We start from the raw sequence: 21,541 nt of genomic DNA, 5'->3' as shown, positions 1-21,541 counted from the left end.
TTATCATGCTAAAAAGCAACCCGCATCACTATGTAAAAGCATTCCCCTTACATACAACAAAGATTACCTACAGGATCGTCCTCAGGGCAGAAAGTAAAATATTGATATGATTAGGGGTAGAGCTTTCTCCCATGAGACCAATTCGCCAGATTTTTCCGGCAAATGCTCCCAGCCCTGCACCAATTTCAATATTGTATTCGTTGAGCAGGCGACTCCTGACAGCTGCATCATCTACACCTTCAGGAATCAGCACAGAATTGAGCATTGGCAACCGGAATCCCTCCTTTACCAGAAACTCAAACCCCATTGCTTCAAGTCCCTCTTTTAGCAGTAAATGATTGGCTTTGTGCCGGGCAAATCGTTTGTCGAGGCCTTCTTCCAGTACGAGACGATAGGCTTCATATAGTGCATACATATTGGAAACAGGGCCAGTATGATGGTATGCGCGTTTTGCCCCCGCCCAGTAGTTTTTTACCAGGGAAAGATCCATAAACCAGCTCTGAACTTTTGTTTTGCGGTTGTCAAGGGCTGCTACGGCTCTTTCGCTAAAAGAAACAGGCGACATTCCGGGAGGCGCACTCAGACATTTTTGGGTGCCTGTATAAATGGCATCAATCCCCCATTCGTCCACCCGAAGATCTGTACCACAATAAGAGGTGACAGCATCTACCACAAACAAAGCCCCGGCATCGTGGACCATGCGACTGATTTCCTGCAAGGGTTGAAGTACACCGGTAGAAGTTTCTGCGTGCACGATAGCAACCAGTTTGGGCTTACTGTTTTCCAGCGCTATTTTCACCTGCTGCGGATCAATCGCTTCTCCCCAGGGAGCCTCCACACGGATCACTTTTGCCCCACATCTTTCGGCAATGTCAGCCATACGGCCGCCAAAAACACCGTGGACACAAATCACCGCTTCATCACCAGGCTCCAGCAGGTTGACCAGGCAAGTCTCCATTCCGGCACTACCAGGAGCAGAAACCACAAAGGTAAGCGGGTTTTTAGTCTTAAAAGTAGTTTGAGCCATTGCCTTGATGTTATCCATGATTTCCAGAAAATCAGGATCAAGATGCCCTACGAGGGGAGTAGACATGGCTTTCAGTACACGTGGGTGCACCTCACTGGGGCCTGGGCCCATTAAAACACGGGTATGGGTGTTGAGTTCTTTATACATACAATCTTTGAGTTTTTAACTGATATGAATTCCACCGTCTAATGGGATAATGGTTCCATTGACATAAGCACCGGCAGGAGAAGCGAGATAAATCGCCATCCCGGCCATATCTTCAGGACTCCCGATGCGTTTGAGCGGGCACTGCGCTTCGATCTGCGCCTTAAAATTGTCGAGCATCCATTCGGTCATTTTACTTTCAAAGGGTCCCGGCGCAATTGCATTGACCGTTATGCCTTTACGGCCAAGTTTTACCGCCAGTACGCGGGTGAGTTGGTGGACTGCGGCCTTACTAGCTGCGTAGGGGAAATTGTCCACTTCCGGTACGCGCAATCCATCTATAGAACCGATATTAATAATCCTGGCGGGATTAATTGTAGAAGCATTTTTCTCCAGTAAAGGCAACAGATCGCGTGTAAGCAAAAATACCGCACGGACATTGATGTCCATGGTTTTGTCGTAGCCATTGTCAGGAAAATCTTTAAAAGGCGCTGCCCAGACAGCCCCGGCATTATTGACCAGAATATCCAGCGAATCTTCTTTTTCTTTCAGTGAGGCTACCAACGATTTCCTTCCTTCATCGGTCGAAAGATCAGCCGGCAGGGAAATACAGGTACCCGACTGAGAAAGCTCAGCCGCAACCGCATCACATACTTCTGCCTTCCGGGAGGAAATATACACCTTCACCCCATTTTCCACATAGGCACGGGCAATCATCAAACCGATCCCGCGGGAGCCGCCTGTGACGAGCGCCACTTTCCCCTCAATTGAAAACAAATTGCTGATCTTAAACATAAAATTCTATTACAACAAGTATAAAACGCGCTCAAAACAACCGGTCAATCCGCTTTTTTGCAATCGCCTGTGCAGCCATCAAACCACAGCCACGCACAGCGTGAATAAGATTCGCAAATCGCGTGTCTCCGGTATGCCCCATTCTGTACCGCCAATAAATCTGCTGAACAATCACCGATACCTTGAAGAGCCCATAAACATAATAAAATAAAACCTGTCCCACATCTCTTCCCGATCTTTTTGCATAAAGGTCGGCCATTTCTGCCCGGGTAGGATTGCCGGGGAGTGTAGTCGGACTCAGTTGAAGCGCCAGCATTTCCGGCGGATCACCTGGATCAACCCAATAACCCAGACTGGTGCCGAGATCCATCAGTGGGTCTCCGATTGTAGCCATTTCCCAGTCAAGCACAGCTATTACCTCTGACCAGTCGTCAGGATTTAAAATTACATTGTCGTATTTAAAGTCATTGTGAATCAGAGACGCAGACGAGGCTTTGGGCATATTTTCGGCGAGCCACCGGGCGGCAGCTTCAATTTCCGGTACCTCATCGGTTTTGGCTTTCAGATATCTTTCTGTCCAGCCACTTATCTGCCGGGCTACATAGCCTTCCGGTTTTCCCCAATCACCCAGGCCAGCTGCCTGGTAGTCCACTTCGTGAAGTTCGGCGAGGCTACCTGCCAGCGACGCTGCGATTTGCGCCATCAGAGAGGGCGATGGATGCATTTCCACAGGCATTTTAGGGCGGAGTATTACGCCATTGACTCTTTCCATCAGGTAGAAGGGCGCACCTATGACAGCCGGGTTTTCGCAAAATAGTACCGGCCGGGGAACTTTTGCATATACCTTTTTAAGACTGGAAAGTACCCTGAATTCCCGGGACATATCGTGGCCCGATTTGATATTTGCCCCATAAGGAGGTCGTCGCAACACGTAGTGATTTTCCTTGCCGGAAATCATATACGTAAGATTGGAATACCCTTGAGGAAACTGACTGATATCAGTTATACCTTCCCAGCCTTCAAGGTTTGAAGATAAATATTCATCCAGCCCGGCCATATCAGGTTTTTCGCCTTTCCGGAGCGGGCCGGGTTTGTCATACCATTCAGAGGTCATTCGTATTTTGCGGATATTAAATCATTACAGGCTAAACAACACGTAAAAACAATTTCAGAAGTTTTCCTGCTCTGCCTTCATAAGGCGGAAATACTGGTTTGAAACTGCCGAATACCTGGCGGACGACACTGCGTTCATGCGTAAACTCGCGAAAACCCGCATACCCGCCGCTCTTTCCAATTCCACTGTTTCCGATCCCGCCTACAGGTAAATATTTATTTCCAAAATGGATAATTACGTCATTGATGACAGCATCGCCGGAAGGAATATTTTGCATCAGGTAGTCGATATTTCGCTGATTATGGCTAAATATATACAATACCAGCGGATGGGAGCGGCGTTGCACAATCGCCGGTATGTCTTCTATATTACGGAAAGTAACCAGCGAAAGCAGGGGGCCAAATATCTCCTCATGCATTACTTCCATTTCTTCTGTAACATCGCTCAGGAGTGTGGGGGAAATAAAATTTTGAGCTGAGTCTGTCTCTCCGCCAGTTTCTATTTTCGCACCTTTTTCCACGGCATCTTCCAGGAGGTGTGCGATTCTTTCAAAATGCCGGGCATTGACAATACGGCAATATGAAGGAGATTGGCTGATACCCTTTCCTTCTGCATTGAACATTTTGGCAATAGAAGATTTATAAGCCTCTACGAAAGCACTTTTGACTGACTCATGAACAAGGATATAGTCGGGAGAAATGCAGGTTTGCCCGTTGTTGAGGGTTTTGCCCCAGGCGATCCGATAAGCGGCATCCCTGATTTTGGCAGATTCATCAATAATAACCGGAGACTTCCCGCCAAGTTCCAGCGTTACAGAAGCCAGGTGCCGGGAAGCTGCTTCCATGACTATTTTCCCCACCTGAGGGCTTCCGGTAAAATAGATATGATTAAAGGGAAGTTTCAGCAGCTCGATAGATACTTCCGGATTTCCTTCCACTACCACAACTTCTTCGGGAGGGAAAATATGCTCTACCATTTTTCGTATCATCGAGGAGGTGTGGGGAATCAGTTCGGAGGGTTTGACCATGACCGTGTTGCCCGCAGCTACTGCCCAGATAATAGGCTTTATTGTGAGAAACCAGGGGTAATTAAAAGGCCCGATTATGAGCACATTTCCTTTAGGAATACGGTGAATGGAAGACGAGCTGCCCAAAAGCTCCCAGGGAGTAGGCACTTTTTCAGGGCGGAGCCATTTTTTCAGATTTTTCAGAACAAATTTTGCCTCAACTTTCAGCGGGGCGATCTCGGATATAATTACTTCAGACTCTGTCTTTTGAAAATCCCGAAATAATGCCTGTTTGATTTCATCCTGATGATCGAGTACAAAATCCAGTATGGCGCGAATGCGCGCTTTTCTTTCGATGACCGTGCGGGCGGAAACTTTTTGGGTACCCGCTTGCTGAAGGGCAAACATCTGCCTGATTTGCTCAGATGTTGCGGAGTTGGGTGCGAGGGAAATAGTATTTTTCATTATCTGGCAATGATAGTCCTGCTAAAAAGCCAGATAATATAATAATTTTTTTGTCTGTCTGGCAAATGCCAGACAGACGGGACACTGTATCAGGAAGCTTTTGCTTCAAGTATCATTTTCAGGTTTCGCATAGTCGCTTCCAGTTCCTGTCCGATACGCGGACGCAGGAAGGTTTCACCCAACTGGAAAAAGCCACCCGGCTCAATCTGGTAGTTTAGGGTGACGCGGGTTGTCTCCCCTTCTTCATCGAGGAGGAACTGCACTTCCAGTGGCACAGGGCCCGAGGTCGATTTATACTTTATTTCCTTTTCAGGGACAAAGCGAATCACCGTACTATTGGTTTCTATCTTTCTACCTAAAAAAAATGACTTGGTAAATAACTCAACCCCTTCCTCCATTTTCCCTTCTGTGACCTGCTTGGCTTCCCTATAGGTACTGCTAAATTGTTTATGGCTCCTGTAGTTGCTCAGGAACTTAAATACTTTTTTAGCAGGCATTTCAATGATAATACTTTCCTTAAATTTCATAATCTTCAACGTGTCTTTTCCAAAGATCTGATTTCTCGTACAATCTAATCTTGTATATACTGATTTTCAGTGGTTAAGGTTCTAATTTCTTCTCCACAGGCGTAAGCCTGGCAAGGTACTCAAAATGGGGGCCGTTTGTCAGAAGTTCACATTGAAATCCATGTGCCCGGGCATGCCGCGACAAGCGAGGAAAATCGATGTACAACCAGTCAAAAGTTTCTCCCAAAGTCTTTTTATAGGCCATCTGATACGAGATGATTCCGTAATAAACCGGATTAGGTGGCGCGGTGTTTTCTCCTTCAAAAAGATATGCGATATCTGAGGAATCCATCAACAGTTGCCCCCCGGGTTTCAAAAGGCGGCGAACAAATTCCAGAAACCGGTTAAGCCCCTTCAGATCGCCCACGATCCCTATGCCATTCATCAACATCAACAGGGTATCAAATGTCTGCCCGGTTATTTCCCAGATATTGCCGTGTGTTACATTTTTCAGGCCGCGTTGCTGCATGATTTCCACCGCTCCCGGTGAGATATCCAATGCCGTGACTTCCAGCCCCATATTCTGTAGCTCCAGCGAATGACTGCCTGCTCCCGCACCGATGTCCAGAACACTTCCCCGACATTCCTCCAATGCTTTTTTCTCCCACTCAGGCATAAGTGAATAGCTGCGAAACAAATATTTCACGGGGATATAATCTTCTTCGGCAAGATCTGAAAATACACGAACCATCGCGGAGAGTTGTCCACGAAAGTAATCCCGCATCGCCTGCCCAAATGGATCTCTGCTCTTTTCCGTTATTACACCCCCGGTCAATTGGATTTTTTTTACAGTTCAATCGCGGAATATAATATTTTTTTGGAAACAGAAAATAGAAAAAACAGCGAATCGCAAATTTTGAATCATTTCCCTAAAATGTACCGCGAAAATACTGCCGGGGCACCTTGAGCCGGTATGGGTGCATACGTCCCGTTGCCCAGCCGGGCAAGGCCGCTCAACCGGGTTCTTACGACGGACTCGCTATGCCCGAAATAGAATGCATCAAGTGATATTTTGCCCACACTATTCTCTGCAATCAATTTTCTCAGTGAAGCCGAAATCTCAAAACCTCCGTCAGAAATCATCACAACCCGGTTGTCTCCATTTTTCAAAAATCCTCTCGCCGCTTCCTTATATGCCAACATAAATCCTTCATCGGGTTTGCTCTCGCCCTTTACTTCGACCTTATGCAGTGCTGCCAGAATTTCCTTCTTATCCGCTACGGAAGTAACAGGAAGCACGACATTCGCATTTCCCGAATAGGTGATGATCGACACATAATCCGAAGGAGAAAGTTGCTCCAGTAAATATACAAAGGCCTGCCTGAATACGGGAAGTTTATCAGACCTGTCCATAGACCCTGAAATATCCAGTAAAAAGGTCAGGTTCCGTCCGGCAAACTGCACGGGCAAGGCACCGGGAGGAATCGAACGAAAAATATTGGCTTCGGCTACCGCCTTTAATAACGGTGCATCGGAAAGGGTAATAAACCGGTTGTACTGATGAATCAACCCCTGCCCTTCCGCACTGTATTTGTTGACAAACCGATAGTTGAAATAATAATACCCTTTCCCTAAAATCTCGTATCGGGAATCGATCTGCGGATTGTCCAAAAATTCGCGGGTAGCATCAGCGATTGTCCTTGCCTGGATTATCACTTCCCGATACCGCAGATATGGATCATAACTACTTTCCGGCCGTGGCTCGATATCCTTCATGATTGCCCGCTGGCGGGAAAGCGCTCTTCCAAGGGCGCGCTCCATTTCAGGGAGAACTTCGCGCAACACCTGCGGATTGTCCACCCGTACTGCATCAAGCATTTTGTGGCTCAGTGCCGTGAGGTATTGAAGTTCTCCGGAAGCAATAACCCACGGGCTCCAACGGTCGGGCGCCTGATAGCTTTTGTAGATTTGTTCCAGTTCAAAATAGAGATTGCCTTTGATTATGTTAAAGTCTTCAAACAAGACACTGGTCTCATCCAAAAGATCATACATCGATTTTACCTGATCCAGAGAGTAGCTGTTCGCATTTTGCGAAAATGCCTTCAGCTTCGAAGATATCGCACGAAGGCGCGCAAAAATCAGCTGAATCTCTGCCACACGCGCATTGAGCCGTTCCTGATCTGATGGCACAAAAAAACGAGAGGAAGCCATCAGCTCCCGTACCACCTGTGAGTTTTCGCGAATCAACTCATCGGGAAAAGTCATCAATACTACCTGGTTGTTTTCACCCAAACCATTTTCAAACCGCTGGAAATAATACTGATTCAACTGAAGATTAAATGTTTCGAATTGCTTGTGAGTAAGCCAGAGATCCTGTACACAGGTATTGAGGTAGTCGGGATACCGGTTGAATGCCTGCATCATCTCTGTGGTAATAGGTGCAGGCCGTGCATGAAGACAGGCTATGGCGGTAAAAGATAATACAAGAACCAGTATTTTTCCACTCCTCAGTTTCATATATCAACACCCTTGAATCGTAAAAATAATTATTCAGGGTTTTAATTCAATTTCGATTTGTTGGAATTTATTACCTGTGAAGTTTATATATCCGTTAACCCAATCTCTCATATTCAATCACACAATGATTGGTGATTCAGCCGGATTGTGTAATTTTGCCTATGGAATTCAGAAAAGGAACTGTATTTATCATATCTGCTCCCAGCGGCGCGGGAAAAACCACGCTTGTCAACCGTGTGCTAAATCATTTTGAAGGATTTTCATTCTCTATCTCTGCGACTACACGCCCGGCCAGAGACTACGAGCATGACGGTGTACACTATTATTTTATCACAGAAGAAGATTTTCGCAAAAGGATCGCTGCAGGAGATTTTCTCGAATGGGAAGAAGTGTATCAGGGACGTCTGTACGGAACGCTGAAAGCCGAGGTAGACAGAATCCTCGCAGCAGGAAACCATCCGATATTTGATGTAGATGTGGAAGGTGGGTTGAATATAAAAAAACACTATGGGGAGGACGCGGTGGCTATTTTTATCAGTCCGCCATCTCTTCAGGCACTCGAAGACCGGCTACGGCAACGAGGGTCAGATAGCGAAACGGAAATCAACCGGAGGCTGGCAAAGGCAGAACGCGAGATGGGCTACCGTGATCGCTTTGATTTTGTTGTGATCAATGATGATCTGGAAAGGGCAACCGAAACTTTGTTTGAAATCGTTCGCACTCATATTTAATTTTTAAAAATGAACATCGGCCTGTTTTTTGGTTCATTTAATCCCATTCATCACGGACATCTGATTCTTGCGCAGACTGCACTCAATCAGACTGACCTCGACTATGTGTGGTTTGTGGTTTCTCCCCAAAATCCATTGAAGAAAAAGAGTAATCTTTTACAGGAATACGATCGCCTGAAAATGGTGGAACTTTCCGTCGAAGGAAATACCCGGATGCTGGCTTCGAATGTAGAATTTTCCATGCCCAAGCCCTCCTATACCATTGATACACTGACACATCTGGCCGACAAATACCGGTCTTACAAATTTTCCATTATTATGGGGCAGGACAACCTTCAGTTTCTGCATAAATGGAAAAACTTTGAAGCGATCCTCAAATACTACCGCATATTTGTGTATCCAAGGGTAGGCGAAATACACTCTCCGTTTGACGACCACCCCAATGTACATTGGTTTGAAGCGCCCCTTCTCAATATTTCTGCCACCTATATCCGGCAGACGATCCAGGATGGAAAATCCGTAAGGTACATGGTTCCCGACCCGGTATGGGAATATATGGAAGCCTCAGGTATTTACCGATGAACGTTTATTCTTCGTAATCGCCGTCCAGTCTTTCGCGAACATAGTTTTTGCCCATAACCAGCGCATTTGCGCGAAGTTCTGCATTTTCCGTGCGGTTGCGAAACACATCCATCGCTACAAAAATGGACTGATACAGACTGGCAGGATCGGCTATATTTTTCCCGGCAATATCAAACGCCACACCGTGGTCAGGTGAAGTGCGCACCAAAGGAATACCCGCCGTGTAATTCACCCCTTCATAACCAGCCAGAAGCTTGAAAGGCGTAAGCCCCTGGTCGTGGTACATAGCGATCACACCATCAAATCTTTTATAGGTCATCGAACCAAAAAATCCATCGGCGGGATATGGGCCGGAGACAAAAATGCCTTTGGCACTCAGTTCTTCGAGCGCTGGCATAATGATTTCACGTTCTTCAGGGCCAATAAGACCATTATCACCCGCATGCGGATTGAGTCCGAGGACAGCAATCATCGGTTTGGGAATATTGAAATCATATTGAAGGGACTCATTCAGGAGCATAACTTTACGGATGATCCGCTCTTTGGAGATATTGCGGGAAACATCCTGGATGGGGACATGATTGGTCACAAGCCCGACACGCAGGCCGTCCCATACCATGAGCATAAGATTATCATCCACATTAAAAGCCTCGGCGAGCATTTCCGTATGACCGGTAAAACCCGCATGATGTTGCTGAATAAGCGACTTGTCCACCGGAAGCGTTACGAGCGCATCGATTTCCTGATGTTGTGCATCTTCGATGGCACTTTTCAGCGCCTGATAGGCGATGAGAGCACCGGCTTCGGAAGGTTTGCCGATTTCAAAGCGATCGGAGTCATCACCGACCTCAATAAGATTGAGTCGACCGGCATGAGCCTGGCTGGCTTTCTGGACAATGTTATAATTAAACTTATTGATTTCCAGCGCCTTACGGTAGATGTTCAGAACCTTGGAAGAACCATAGAGAATGGGTATAAACTGGTCTTTGAGGCGTTGATCCTGAAAAGCTTTCAGGACAAGTTCGGGGCCAATGCCACTGACATCACCGATGGTAATGCCAATGCGAAGTTTATCGTTAGGATTGTTGCTCATTTCGGGAGGAGTATTACCTTCATTCCCGGCAAATTACAAACACTTAAGCACAATCAGAAATAGGGGGATACTTTTCTCTGCGTAAACACAATTACCAAAATATTTGGGATGATGAAGAAGTATGAGCAATTTTAGGAACCAGAGTGCCAGGCAACAGTCGTAATATGTTCAACATCTTTAAGAGTACCGAAAAAAAGCTTGAGGAAGCAATATTAAAGCTGGAAACAGATTTAAGAAATAATGATTTAAGGTTTCTGGTTGAGGTAATGGCTTCTGATGAAATATATTCTCCACTTTTACACCAGAGGAGACAGACAGAAATCAGTAGCAAAGATTATATTTCGTGGTATGGCTACAGAAGGGCCGAAAAATTGGAATCTGAAAACGACAAACAAACGCTATTATCTTTTCTGGATGATAATAAATTACAATCAAAAAAGAGGCATGTTTACTTTGCACTTGCACATTTGTGTAAAAACAGAACTGATGACCAGCTCTTTAATTTTTTGATGAACAGGTTAGAGGAGGAGAAAGACCCGGACTTCAAAATCGCTATTTTAATTGGAATAGAAAGTATGGATAAAACTGCCAGCTCCATAAATATTGAACCTATCAAAACGTTGGCAAAAGGCAGATCGAGAGAACTCAAAATAAAAGCGATTTGTGCCCTCCAAAAAACCAATGATACAGATGTAGAGCCTTTGTTATTGAAGATTTTTGAGGGCACCAAAGACAGCCATATCAAAAACATGATTTGCACGCCATTAGAAACTGTAGGTTCAGAAAAATCGATCCCAGTTTTAAACAAAGCATATAAAAACACGCGTGATTATATCCTAAGAGATGGTATTGAAAGAACCCTGGAAGAAATAGATAAGAGACATTCTACAACCAAAAATTGAAATAAAGTCCATGAGTATATATTTCGCTTTAACTATTCTCATCTGCCTGTCGGCAGGATTTGCTTATGTAAACCAGCGGTTCCTGAAACTGCCATTTGTAATCGGGCTGTTTTTCTTATCGACCATTCTGTCGTTAGTGGTGATCAGTTCAAAACTATGGTTAAACATTCCCATTGATGAAGTCAAATCATATGTTGAACATGCCAATATTGACAAAATCCTTCTCGATATCCTTTTAGGATTTTTACTTTTTGCGGGGGCATTGCAGACCAACTGGAGCAATCTCAAAGAACAGATCAATTCCATAGCCACATTTGCCTTAGGGGGCGTTTTACTTTCGACAATCCTGATTGCTACGCTTTTCTACGGATTAACGCTGCTATTCAGCCTGGAGGTTGGTTATATTTATTGTTTGATTTTCGGAGCCTTAATTTCCCCTACTGACCCCATAGCGGTTTTAGGAATTCTGACCAAAGCCAATGTTCCTAAAAAAACAGAATACACCATTGTTGGCGAAAGTTTATTTAATGACGGGGTAGGCGTTGTCGTTTTCATTGCCTTGCTGGACACATTGTCGCTGGGAACTTTTAGTTTTTCGCATTTCGCAGTACTGTTTATCCAGGAAGCTTTTGGTGGCATTATCATGGGATTGGTCATGGGCTATTTCCTGTATTTACTGTTAAAATCCGTTGACCATTATGAAACAGAAATTTTATTGACCCTGGCTTTTGTGATGGCAGGCTATACTTTCTGCAATTATTTGCACCTTTCGGGGGCATTGTCAATGGTTGTCATGGGGTTGATGGTTGGAAATTTCAGGCAGGATATCGCCATGAGCGACACAACACAAGAATATATCCATAAGTTTTGGGAGTTAGTGGATGTAATTCTCAACGCAGTTTTGTTCATACTCATCGCTTTTGTACTTATCGTTATAGACTTTGAGGTAAAATATTTTTTCGTGGGGCTGCTTTCAATTTTTGTGGTTTTAATTTCGCGGGTTTGTGTGGTTTATCTGCCACATCTGGCATTTCCAAAACTTCTAAAATTGACAAATAAAGAAGCCCAGATCATCAGTTGGGGCGGTTTGAGGGGCGGGCTTTCGCTGGCTCTGGTCTTATCTTTGCCGGGCAGTGAAGCAAAAAACATCCTGTTGGTCGCGACCTATCTTTGTGTATTGTTTAGTATAATCGTACAAGGGCTGACAATAGAAAGACTCGCGAAACGAGCTTGACAAAACGTCTGATTTCTTTGTACTTTGTAAGCTGAGATTCAAATTTCTGACATGCCCCAAAAATAAGACATCATGAGCCTGGTATATGCCAATGGATTTCTGTTACTGCTTGTTCTGACTGAGTTATTTGTTATCTCAGTATATAAAAAAGAACAAATACCCTGGCGAGAAGTCGTTTTTAACATTAATTCCGGACATATATTAATGTGGGTTCTCAGAGGCGTGGAAATCGGGGCATTCCATTTTGTATCAACCTATTGGAACTATCACCTTCTGGCAGACTGGAATTATCTGAGCATTTGGATTTTCGCGTTCATCGCCTGGGATTTTTGTTTCTATTGGCTCCATCGATTTCATCATAAATTCAAATTCCTCTGGGCTGTGCATGTCGTCCATCACGAAGGAGAGCACTTTAGCCTCTCATTAGGCATTCGCAATTCCTGGTATTCATCGCTGACTTCTTTTCCCTTTTTCATAGGATTAGCCATCATCGGAGTTCCTGTTGAAGTATTCATCGCAACATCCAGCATCAACTATTTTGTCCAGTTTTACAACCACAACCATCTGGTAAAAAACAGTGGATGGCTGGAAAAAATCATGATTACCCCCGCACATCATCGTGTTCATCATGGATTAAACCCCGAGTATATAGATCGGAATTTTGGCGGAACTTTTATTTTTTGGGACAAACTATTCGGGACATTCCAACCGGAGATAAAGACGGTTCCGATTATCTATGGAACAAAAAAATATGAAAAAAACTATGATGTCTTTTGGGCTAATAATCTGCCATTTTTGAAGTTATTCAAAATTCCCATACCTCAAAAAAAGGAAAAAAGCCGCCCATATTTTATTCAGGATTATTTTATTGCGACCGGGGGATTGTTGATATTTGGGTTGTTGCTGTATTATATTTCTATAGAAAAAATTTGCCCTGAAGATATGAAACTTGAATTTTTTGGGATTATTTTCCTCGGCACCATTGCCAACGGAGGGATCTCAGAATACAAATATTGGGGCCTTGTTTTGTGGTTTATCAACTTTCTGGTCTTAGCACCGCTCTTCATTCTGGATCAGCACATTACGAATCCTGTGCTGCTAACGCTCTTCGGTCTGTTAGTACTGCATAGTTTCTGGTTGTTGACAAAAACAAAATATTCAGATTAAGCTCCATGCAAAATCTCAAACCCAAAAAGTATTTGGGTCAGCATTTTCTCACAGACCTTTCTGTTGCTCAAAAAATAGTAGGTCTGCTCTCTGCACCGCCTTCCGCTACGGTCATTGAGATCGGCCCCGGACAAGGAGTGCTGACAGCATTTTTGTTTGAAAAATATCCTTCACTCAAACTGTTGGAAGTGGATCCTGAGGCCGTAACCTATATCCAGACACAATTTGCGAAGTATTCACCCGACATCATTCATCAGGACGTATTGAAGTGGAATCCTGCCGAAAATCTCGATGCAGAAACCTATTTTATCAGCAACCTTCCCTACAATATCAGTTCGCCTTTTTTCTTTCTGATGCTGGAAAACCTCGCTCAGGTTAAAGAGGGCGTATTTATGATCCAGAAGGAAGTGGCGGAAAGAATTTGCGCAGGCAAAGGTTCCAAAACCTATGGCATTTTGAGTGTATTGCTGGGCGCATACTTCAACCTGAAATACGAGTTTTCCGTGCCGCCACATGTGTTCCGCCCGCCACCCAAGGTCATGAGCGGAGTGATACGGATGGTGAAAAAAGAAGTGCTTCCTGACGTGGATTTTCCACAATTTAAGCAACTGGTGAAAGCAGCGTTTAATCAGCGAAGAAAAACTTTGCGCAATGCGCTGAAGGGGATTGAACTCAACGACTTTCCCGAAAAAGAGGAATGGCTTTCCCTCCGGGCGGAGCAGTTGAGTGTGGATGATTTTGTCAGGCTGGCAAGGGAAATGCGTTAGGGAGTCGAAAAAATCATGACTTCAAGATCAATTCGGCATCGATATTCAACTTAGTATATAAGGCTTTGGCGAGTGTAAAAGACAACTTGCGTTTTCCACTCAAAATTTCACTTACCCGGGAGGGCGAAGTTTCCAAAATCCTGGCCAAATCAGCCTGTTTGAGCTTTCGCTGATACATTCGAAGCTGAATCATTTCCCGAAGGGTTTTCGGCTCAAATGGAAAATAATGTTCTTCATAGTCTGCAATTTGGTCTGATAACAAATCCAGTTCTTTATATTCAACTGATGTCGGATCTGTTTCATTGCCTACGACATTAAGAAGTTCTTCCATTCGCTGTAGTGCGTTTTGATAAGTTTGGATATCGGCTATTTCTTCCATTTCTATATTCTTAAATCGTACTTGCATCAATTTTGTCGTACTCAGAATGTGTGCCAATGAAGCGGATGTACAATTTCTGAGAAGCAAATATTATTATAGCTACCAACCGGTATCGATTTCCCTTTATATTAAAAACAATTCGATTGTTACCCACATAATCTGCTGAAGGAAAATCCCGCTTAATTTCGTTAAGGTTTCCCCAAAACGAATTCCGGGTAATCTCATACCAATTCAGCAATGCAATTCTAGCTGATGGATGCGATTCTGAGAACTCCCATAATCTTTTAGGGGTTACTACTCTCATTTCATGGTTGAGTTACGGAGTGCCAATTAAAATGTTCCCAAATATAGAACAAAATTACCAAAAATAACCATACCTCTAAATAGAAATTTTCCCTATTTTCCCTCCGGGCAGAGCAGTTGAGTGTGGATGATTTTGTCAGGCTGGCTGCACACAAACGACCATAATTTATGACAGAAAGCAAAGACATCTGGATAAAAAAAGGGTATGAAACATTTGCGCTAGGGGGTGCAACCGGACTAAAAATCGAATCGCTGTCCAGAAAGGTTGGCGTAAGCAAGTCTTCCTTTTATCATCATTTTGCAGATCTTGAAATATTTATTGGCTTTTTGCTAAAACATCATATCAGCCAGTCCTGCATTATGGCGGAAAAAGAGCTTAATGCGAAGAATATTAACCCGGATTTAATTGACATTCTGGCTGAACACAAAATCGACCTGCTTTTCAACCGACAGCTACGCATAAACCGGGAAATTCAATCATTTGCAGATACTTTATCAGAATCCAATAAAATAGTTGGGGATGGATTTGTTCTGGTTTGGGTCAAAGATTTAAACTTACAGTTCACTCAAAAACAGCTGGCGGCTTTTTTTGAGCTGGCCCTTGAAAATTTCTATTTGCAGATCAATTCAGAAAACCTCAATCACCAATGGCTTTCCGACTACTTCGCCAACCTAAAGCGAATAGCAAACAGCTTTGCCTGAGTATTTCATCGCCGTTGGACGGTAGCGTCTAAAATTGCTCATTTCGTAGAACTACGTTTGCTTAAACTTTAATAAGCAACTATTATGAGTTCTATCATGACAAGTCAATTTCACAAATCGTATCTCAAATTCACGGCCTTCGTAGTGGGCTCTTTTGGGCCAATTTTCTTTTTAGGGACAATGTTAGCCAGTTCGGAACCCGCAAGGTGGACACTTGATTTTTTAAGCTGGCCACTTGACGGATTGCAAAATTATGAAGCGCCTACCACCCGGTTTTTGTCAGCGCTAACAGGCGGTTTTTTATTGGGATGGGGTGTTTGTATCTGGTGTCTTCAGAAATGGGTATATGACTTTGCACCGGAAGGCGTACGAAAATCCGTCCTTGTCAGCGTGATTTCCTGGTTTTTATTGGATAGTGCAGGCTCCATTGCTTCGGGCAATGGCTCCAATGCTATTTTTAATGTGATCGTACTTTTAGCAGCAGTTGGACCGCTTTGGAAGCCAGCAAAAAGCTAATGTAACCGAGGCAGCACCACCTTACCGCCCGGCCATCTTTTTCTCTATCATTTGCAGGAGTTTTTCAGCGTCAGACGCATCCTGATTTTTTGTTGCAGCGAGTCTCAGTGCTTTATTAGCCTGACGCCGGGCTTCCTCATATTTGCCTAGTTTATACAGAATGCGGGCGTAAGTCTCATTATTGTAGTATTCGTTTTCCAGCGCTACGGACTGCCGTGCCCATTCTGCTGCTTTTTCCAGCTTCTCTGTGTCGGCTATATGATCGTAAAAATTGCGTGCGGCAAGATCCAGTTCTTTAGGCTGGGTGATGATGAAAGTTTCAAAATGGTAAAGGGTTTTGAATGCATAATCCTCCCAGTTTTTGGTGGCTTCGGCGTAGGTCATTCTGAGCCGGTTGGCGGTCTGGCCATTGTCGCTGATATCGTCCATGGCGATTTTAAGCGCTGCATTGTATTTTTCGGGATTACCGGTCAGGGCAGATTCCAGCGCACTGTTTCTCAAAACAGTGATCATTTTATCTGCGACAGGTTGTATGCCGTAGTTTTTCATGAATTTTTTTTGCTTCGCTATCAGGAACTGAAATTCACGGCTATTGACATCTGTGGTCAGCGCCTGGATGGCAGCCCAGTTGTTTTCATCGATCAGATCATTTTCCTGCTGCGTAGCGAAGTATTTTCCGGCTACTTCGCGAAAGTCTTTTTCCTGCTTTTTAAGCGTCAGGGCATAGTTGAGCAAAAGTTCGGGATCTTCCGTGCCTGCTTCATATTCAAGGGCGAGCAGCGCCTGATTTTTCCCCGGGTCAAGTGATTTTTGTGCTTCATTGACAAAGTCATTGGGGGCTTTATAGCCGTAGGCGACATGCAAAACTTCGCCTTTGTGATTGACAAAAAGTAAAGTCGGGTACGCATTCACTTTATACTTTTGAGCAAATGCAGGACCTTCGCCTTTTTCCATATCAAACTGATAGTTGACAAAGTTCTGATTCATAAACTCTCCCACCTTCACATTGCGGAAAGTATTGCGGGCCATGGCTTTACACGGGCCGCACCATTCGGCGTAAGCATCAACAAATACGGGTTTCCGCTGGGTTTTTGCCTGTTCGAGTACCTGACTCCACGAACCTTTAAAAAATTCTACCCCGTCCTGCGCCTGTATATTTAGGGAAAAAATAGTGAGACCAAGAGTCAGCAAAAAAAAGTTAGCCGATATTTTCATACAAAAGCATTGTTATGTGAATGACAGAAGGACTTGTTTTTATATAACGATGGGAAACGTTAACCTGATAAATGAAAATACGTGAATTTTCGAAATTGTTTGAGTGTTTCAGCGCATAGAATGGAAAAATTGTAATTTACAGTATGAATTACCGATACATTCTTCTCATCGTGCTGATAGTTGTTCCGGCAATTTTTCTGTTTATGTACCCACTTCCGTTTGGGGAAGCTTTTTTGATGATCCTCTCAGTACTGGCAGGTTTATGGTTATTAAGTCTGGCAATAAAAGATGCGAGTATCATTGATATATTCTGGGGTCCGGGTTTTGTGATTCTTGCCTGGTTTTATTTCTGGCATTCGCCCGGGCCGGGCAGCCAGCGAAGTGTGCTGTTGTGCAGTATGGTGACGATCTGGGGGCTCAGGCTTGCGTGGCATATTGGCAGGCGCAATCTCGGCAAAGGCGAAGATTTCCGTTACAAAGGATGGCGGGAAGCGGGGGGAAAAAACTACTGGTGGATTTCCTTCTTAAGAGTATTCCTTCTTCAGGGAATCCTTATGTGGATCATATCTTCACCATTGATGATGGCCATGTCAGACAGCATGGTTTTCAGCCTGACCACGCTCGATAAAGTGGGTATTGCTTTATGGGTAATTGGTTTTGGGTTTGAAGCTGTGGGAGACAGGCAGTTGAAACAATTTAAAGCCAATCCCGAAAATGCGGGCAAAGTAATGGATCAGGGCCTGTGGCGATTTACCCGTCATCCCAACTACTTTGGCGATGCTTTGTTGTGGTGGGGCTATTTTATGTTTGCCCTCGATCAGACCGGCGGATGGATTTTCATCTTCAGCCCTGTATTAATGACTTTTTTGCTAATGCAGGTATCGGGCGTTGCCCTGCTTGAAAAAACCCTTTCGGAAAGTAAACCCGCCTATCGAGCGTATATTGGACGAACCTCTGCTTTTTTTCCGTGGTTTCCAGGAAAATAGCGTCCTCAAACCTGTCACAAATATGCCGGAAAAAGTGTCAGCAGAAAAATAATTCTCCGTTAATAAATTTATACACGATCGATCATACATATCTACCACTAACCTTATGGCTAAATCTGACTCAAGCGTTCGTTATGCGCTAAAAAATATTGTCTGGCCCCGCCGCAAAATGCTTGCAATCGGCATGCTGCTCGTGGTTGTCAACCGCGCTGCCGGACTGATTCTCCCCGGCTCCAACAAAATCCTTTTTGACCAGGTGCTGCCTGAAAAAAACATGCAGCTACTCTATCTTGTGCTGGCTGTTGTGGGTATTTCAGTAACCCTTCAGGCGATTACCTCTTACTCGCTGGTAAAAATCCTCAGTGTGGAAGCACAAAAAATGATTGCAGACCTGCGTTCCAGAGTACAGCAGCAAATCCTCAATCTTCCGGTCAAGTACTTTGACAATACCAAATCGGGCAGTCTGGTATCGCGGATTATGAATGATGTGGAAGGCGTACGAAACCTGGTAGGCACGGGATTTACGCAGTTGATAGGCGGCGTGCTCACGGCTATCGCTTCACTGATCATCCTGATTTATATCAGCCCTGCGCTGACATTTTTTGCAGTCATTCCGCTTTTGTTGTTTGGGTTTATTTCGATGCGTGCTTTTGGCTATATACGCCCGATTTTCAGGGAGAGAAGTAAGATTCAGGCAGAAGTAACTGGTCGCCTTACGGAGTCGCTCGGCGGCATCCGTGTCATCAAAGGTTTTCAGGCTGAAGAACAGGAAAAAGAAATTTTTTATAAAGGCGTCATGCGGCTGTATGAAAATGTAAAAAGTTCGCTCACCGCATCGAGTTTTGTCACCAGTGCAGGAACTTTTCTTGCAGGAATCACTACCCTGGGTATTATGTGGATTGGGGTACCGATGATTATCCATGAAAAACTCACAGAAGGAGATTTGATTTCCTTTATTTTTTATCTCGCTTTCCTCATTTTTCCGATTATACAAATGAGCAATATAGGAAGCCAGTTGACAGAGGCGTTTGCCGGCTTAGACCGCACACAGGAGTTGCTCAATATGGATCGTGAGACAGATGATCCCAACCGTACGATCACCCTCGACCGGATTAATGGCGACATTACTTTCCGCGACGTAACGTTTGCTTACGACAAAGGCAAAGAGGTATTGCATGGCATTTCATTTGATGCGCCTGCGGGTTCGGTTACTGCCCTTGTAGGAAGCTCAGGCTCAGGAAAAACCACCATTGCCGGATTGGCGGCCACCTTTCATACACCTGAGTCAGGAATCATCACGATCGACGGACAGGATATGTCCAAGGTTACGCTTCCCAGTTATAGGAAGCAGTTGGGGGTCGTGTTGCAGGACGACTTTTTGTTTGAGGGCACGATCAGGGAAAATATCCTTTTCCCCCGTCCCAATGCGACGGAGGAGCAGTTGATACAGGCGGTGAAAGCGGCTTATGTCAATGAGTTTACTGACCGGTTTGAAGACGGACTGGATACCCTGATCGGAGAGCGCGGGGTAAAACTCTCGGGAGGACAGCGGCAACGCATCACGATTGCGAGAGCCATTCTGGCTGACCCGCGAATCCTCATCCTCGATGAGGCGACTTCCAATCTCGATACTGAGAGTGAAAGTTATATCCAGCAATCACTCGCTCAATTGATGGAAGGCAGGACTACCTTTGTCATTGCCCACAGGCTCAGTACTATTCGCCGGGCAGACCAGATTCTGGTCATCGAAGATGGCCAGATTGCCGAGCGCGGCACTCATGACGATCTGATTGCACGGGAGGGACGTTACCACAAACTTTACACCTTTCAGTCGCGGATTTAGAGAAATTAGCAGAATCAGAGAAAGTTTACATCTCGTTAAAAATTATTGCAGATTGTTGGGATTTTTCTAAACAAATCCTATTACTTTTGCCAAACGAATAAATTTGCAAGATTTATCGAATGGGCAACTAACTCTGATTCTAACTAACACTCAAAATGACAACGCTGATTACCAACAAGCCGAAAGCTACTTTCGGATTTGTGCTTCTCCTCCTGATCTCCTTGGTCGCATCTGTTTACCCCCCCAACTTTCCTGTGCCTGCTGAAGGTGTTACATTTGACACAGGAAATGTGGCCTGGGTGCTCGTTGCTGCCAGCCTTGTTTTATTGATGACCCCGGGACTTTCCTTCTTTTATGGAGGGATGGTAAGCGCCAAAAACATCATTTCCACCATGTTGCAGAGCTTTATTGCGTTGGGTGTTATTAGTATCGTTTGGTATGTGATAGGTTTTAGTCTTGCTTTTGGCGATTCAATCTGGGGATTTATAGGCAACCCGCTGACGCACTTCATGTTTACCGGTGTAGGTACTGCGCCGGCGGGAAATCCAGGTATTAATCAGGGCATTCCGTTTATTCTATTTGCAGCTTTCCAGCTTAAGTTTGCTATTATCACGCCGGCTCTCATCACAGGTTCTTTTGCCGAGAGAGTAAAATTCTGGAGCTACATTATATTTATTATTCTCTGGAGTCTGCTGATTTATTCTCCACTGGCACATTGGGCCTGGCATCCGGAAGGGTTTTTATACAAAATGGGCGTTCTGGATTTTGCAGGAGGCACAGTCGTACATATTTCTGCGGGGATTGCGGCATTGGTAGGGGCCTCATTTCTTGGGAGAAGAAAAACTCATGTCGAGGGACATGCACATTCTGTAGTTAATACGCCTTATGTAATGCTGGGAACGGGTCTGCTATGGTTTGGGTGGTTTGGTTTTAATGGTGGTTCTGCCCTGGCTGCAAATGGTCAGGCGGTTACGGCGTTTGTCAATACCAACCTGGCTTCTGCTGCGGCTGCGATTACCTGGATATTGGTAGATACGATGAGAGGGCGGAAACCTTCGGCCATGGGCGCTTGCATTGGCGCTGTTGTCGGACTCGTGGCCATCACCCCTGCCTGCGGCTATATCAACTATGGCCCCAGCCTGCTGATTGGAACATTGGCGGCGACCATCTCCAACTATGCCGTTGTGCGCAAATCCAGAACCAGCCTTGATGACACATTGGACGTATTTCCCTGCCATGGAGTAGGTGGTATTGTAGGGATGCTGTTGACTGCCGTTTTTGCTACGGAAGAATTTGGCGGACTGATTGCCACCGGCAACCCCAAGCTGCTGATCAACCATCTGATCGCACTCGTGATTGTACTGGTATATACGGGTATCGGTTCATGGCTTGTCTATAAACTGACTAATTTCATCTCTCCGCTTCGCGTAACCGAAGGGCAGGAAGCCGAAGGCCTGGATATAAGCCAGCATGATGAGACTGTCATTGAGAAGGCACACGCCATGATATAAATATTTGCCTTCTTCAGGTAAAAAGGCTGTCTCTGT

General features: G+C 44.8%; 22 protein-coding genes. 11 read left to right on the top strand and 11 right to left on the bottom strand.

Going from position 1 to position 21,541, the window contains the following annotated elements; translation table 11 throughout:
* Window positions 1–67: 67 nt before the first annotated feature.
* The 7 genes from R3D00_04555 to R3D00_04525 all read right to left on the bottom strand — a co-directional run bounded on the left by R3D00_04555 (window position 68) and on the right by R3D00_04525 (window position 7,574).
* Complete coding sequence (locus R3D00_04555; GenBank protein ID MEZ4772432.1) at window positions 68–1,174, bottom strand: alanine--glyoxylate aminotransferase family protein; 1,107 nt, start codon at window positions 1,172–1,174, stop codon at window positions 68–70.
* Between the two features lie 15 nt (window positions 1,175–1,189).
* The gene (locus R3D00_04550) at window positions 1,190–1,957 is read right to left on the bottom strand and encodes an SDR family oxidoreductase (GenBank protein ID MEZ4772431.1); all 768 of its coding nucleotides are present in this window, start codon (window positions 1,955–1,957) and stop codon (window positions 1,190–1,192) included.
* A gap of 40 nt (window positions 1,958–1,997) precedes the next feature.
* Window positions 1,998–3,080, bottom strand: a complete 1,083-nt coding sequence (locus R3D00_04545) for a phosphotransferase family protein (protein MEZ4772430.1) — start codon at window positions 3,078–3,080, stop codon at window positions 1,998–2,000.
* 31 nt (window positions 3,081–3,111) lie between these two features.
* On the bottom strand, window positions 3,112–4,551 hold the full coding sequence (locus R3D00_04540; GenBank protein ID MEZ4772429.1) for an aldehyde dehydrogenase family protein: 1,440 nt from the start codon (window positions 4,549–4,551) through the stop codon (window positions 3,112–3,114).
* 89 nt (window positions 4,552–4,640) lie between these two features.
* Window positions 4,641–5,078 carry an SRPBCC family protein gene (locus tag R3D00_04535; GenBank protein MEZ4772428.1) on the bottom strand — a complete coding sequence of 146 codons (438 nt, stop codon included), beginning with the start codon at window positions 5,076–5,078 and terminating at the stop codon, window positions 4,641–4,643.
* Window positions 5,079–5,151: 73 nt separating this feature from the next.
* The gene (locus R3D00_04530; GenBank protein MEZ4772427.1) at window positions 5,152–5,841 is read right to left on the bottom strand and encodes a class I SAM-dependent methyltransferase; all 690 of its coding nucleotides are present in this window, start codon (window positions 5,839–5,841) and stop codon (window positions 5,152–5,154) included.
* 137 nt (window positions 5,842–5,978) lie between these two features.
* The gene (locus R3D00_04525) at window positions 5,979–7,574 is read right to left on the bottom strand and encodes a VWA domain-containing protein (GenBank protein MEZ4772426.1); all 1,596 of its coding nucleotides are present in this window, start codon (window positions 7,572–7,574) and stop codon (window positions 5,979–5,981) included.
* Window positions 7,575–7,735: 161 nt separating this feature from the next.
* Between R3D00_04525 and gmk the strand changes: the two genes are divergently transcribed.
* Together gmk and nadD are read left to right on the top strand one after the other, a co-directional pair.
* Window positions 7,736–8,305, top strand: coding sequence for a guanylate kinase (gene gmk, locus R3D00_04520; GenBank protein MEZ4772425.1), 570 nt, complete (start codon window positions 7,736–7,738; stop codon window positions 8,303–8,305).
* A 9-nt stretch (window positions 8,306–8,314) separates the two neighbouring features.
* On the top strand, window positions 8,315–8,887 hold the full coding sequence (gene nadD, locus R3D00_04515; protein MEZ4772424.1) for a nicotinate (nicotinamide) nucleotide adenylyltransferase: 573 nt from the start codon (window positions 8,315–8,317) through the stop codon (window positions 8,885–8,887).
* Between the two features lie 4 nt (window positions 8,888–8,891).
* Here nadD and pdxA read toward each other — a convergent pair whose 3' ends face one another.
* On the bottom strand, window positions 8,892–9,980 hold the full coding sequence (pdxA, locus tag R3D00_04510) for a 4-hydroxythreonine-4-phosphate dehydrogenase PdxA (protein ID MEZ4772423.1): 1,089 nt from the start codon (window positions 9,978–9,980) through the stop codon (window positions 8,892–8,894).
* 164 nt (window positions 9,981–10,144) lie between these two features.
* Between pdxA and R3D00_04505 the strand changes: the two genes are divergently transcribed.
* From R3D00_04505 to rsmA, 4 genes are all read left to right on the top strand, one after another.
* Window positions 10,145–10,882 (top strand): HEAT repeat domain-containing protein, encoded by a 738-nt coding sequence (locus tag R3D00_04505; protein MEZ4772422.1) that lies wholly within the window; start codon window positions 10,145–10,147, stop codon window positions 10,880–10,882.
* Between the two features lie 10 nt (window positions 10,883–10,892).
* On the top strand, window positions 10,893–12,116 hold the full coding sequence (locus tag R3D00_04500) for a sodium:proton antiporter (GenBank protein ID MEZ4772421.1): 1,224 nt from the start codon (window positions 10,893–10,895) through the stop codon (window positions 12,114–12,116).
* A 72-nt stretch (window positions 12,117–12,188) separates the two neighbouring features.
* Window positions 12,189–13,283, top strand: a complete 1,095-nt coding sequence (locus tag R3D00_04495) for a sterol desaturase family protein (protein MEZ4772420.1) — start codon at window positions 12,189–12,191, stop codon at window positions 13,281–13,283.
* Between the two features lie 5 nt (window positions 13,284–13,288).
* Window positions 13,289–14,050 carry a 16S rRNA (adenine(1518)-N(6)/adenine(1519)-N(6))-dimethyltransferase RsmA gene (gene rsmA / locus R3D00_04490; GenBank protein ID MEZ4772419.1) on the top strand — a complete coding sequence of 254 codons (762 nt, stop codon included), beginning with the start codon at window positions 13,289–13,291 and terminating at the stop codon, window positions 14,048–14,050.
* 13 nt (window positions 14,051–14,063) lie between these two features.
* Here rsmA and R3D00_04485 read toward each other — a convergent pair whose 3' ends face one another.
* Both R3D00_04485 and R3D00_04480 read right to left on the bottom strand, forming a co-directional pair.
* On the bottom strand, window positions 14,064–14,456 hold the full coding sequence (locus tag R3D00_04485) for a helix-turn-helix domain-containing protein (protein MEZ4772418.1): 393 nt from the start codon (window positions 14,454–14,456) through the stop codon (window positions 14,064–14,066).
* Window positions 14,440–14,733 carry a type II toxin-antitoxin system HigB family toxin gene (locus R3D00_04480; GenBank protein ID MEZ4772417.1) on the bottom strand — a complete coding sequence of 98 codons (294 nt, stop codon included), beginning with the start codon at window positions 14,731–14,733 and terminating at the stop codon, window positions 14,440–14,442. The genes R3D00_04485 and R3D00_04480 overlap by 17 nt, the downstream gene beginning before the upstream one ends.
* A 167-nt stretch (window positions 14,734–14,900) precedes the next feature.
* On the opposite strand from R3D00_04480, the gene R3D00_04475 reads away from it, so the two are divergent.
* Complete coding sequence (locus R3D00_04475) at window positions 14,901–15,434, top strand: TetR/AcrR family transcriptional regulator (protein MEZ4772416.1); 534 nt, start codon at window positions 14,901–14,903, stop codon at window positions 15,432–15,434.
* Between the two features lie 180 nt (window positions 15,435–15,614).
* Entirely contained in the window at window positions 15,615–15,950 is a 336-nt protein-coding gene (locus R3D00_04470) for a hypothetical protein (protein MEZ4772415.1), read from the top strand.
* Window positions 15,951–15,971: 21 nt separating this feature from the next.
* On the opposite strand, the gene R3D00_04465 is transcribed toward R3D00_04470, so the two are convergent.
* Complete coding sequence (locus tag R3D00_04465) at window positions 15,972–17,165, bottom strand: thioredoxin family protein (GenBank protein MEZ4772414.1); 1,194 nt, start codon at window positions 17,163–17,165, stop codon at window positions 15,972–15,974.
* A gap of 143 nt (window positions 17,166–17,308) precedes the next feature.
* Between R3D00_04465 and R3D00_04460 the strand changes: the two genes are divergently transcribed.
* From R3D00_04460 to R3D00_04450, 3 genes are all read left to right on the top strand, one after another.
* Window positions 17,309–18,151 carry a DUF1295 domain-containing protein gene (locus tag R3D00_04460; protein ID MEZ4772413.1) on the top strand — a complete coding sequence of 281 codons (843 nt, stop codon included), beginning with the start codon at window positions 17,309–17,311 and terminating at the stop codon, window positions 18,149–18,151.
* A 106-nt stretch (window positions 18,152–18,257) separates the two neighbouring features.
* On the top strand, window positions 18,258–19,994 hold the full coding sequence (locus R3D00_04455) for an ABC transporter ATP-binding protein (protein MEZ4772412.1): 1,737 nt from the start codon (window positions 18,258–18,260) through the stop codon (window positions 19,992–19,994).
* Between the two features lie 155 nt (window positions 19,995–20,149).
* On the top strand, window positions 20,150–21,505 hold the full coding sequence (locus R3D00_04450; GenBank protein ID MEZ4772411.1) for an ammonium transporter: 1,356 nt from the start codon (window positions 20,150–20,152) through the stop codon (window positions 21,503–21,505).
* Window positions 21,506–21,541: the final 36 nt, after the last annotated feature.

This window comes from Bacteroidia bacterium (assembly GCA_041391665.1).
Lineage (GTDB): Bacteria > Bacteroidota > Bacteroidia > J057 > J057 > JAGQVA01.
This window is presented reverse-complemented; position numbering and strand designations above follow the sequence as displayed.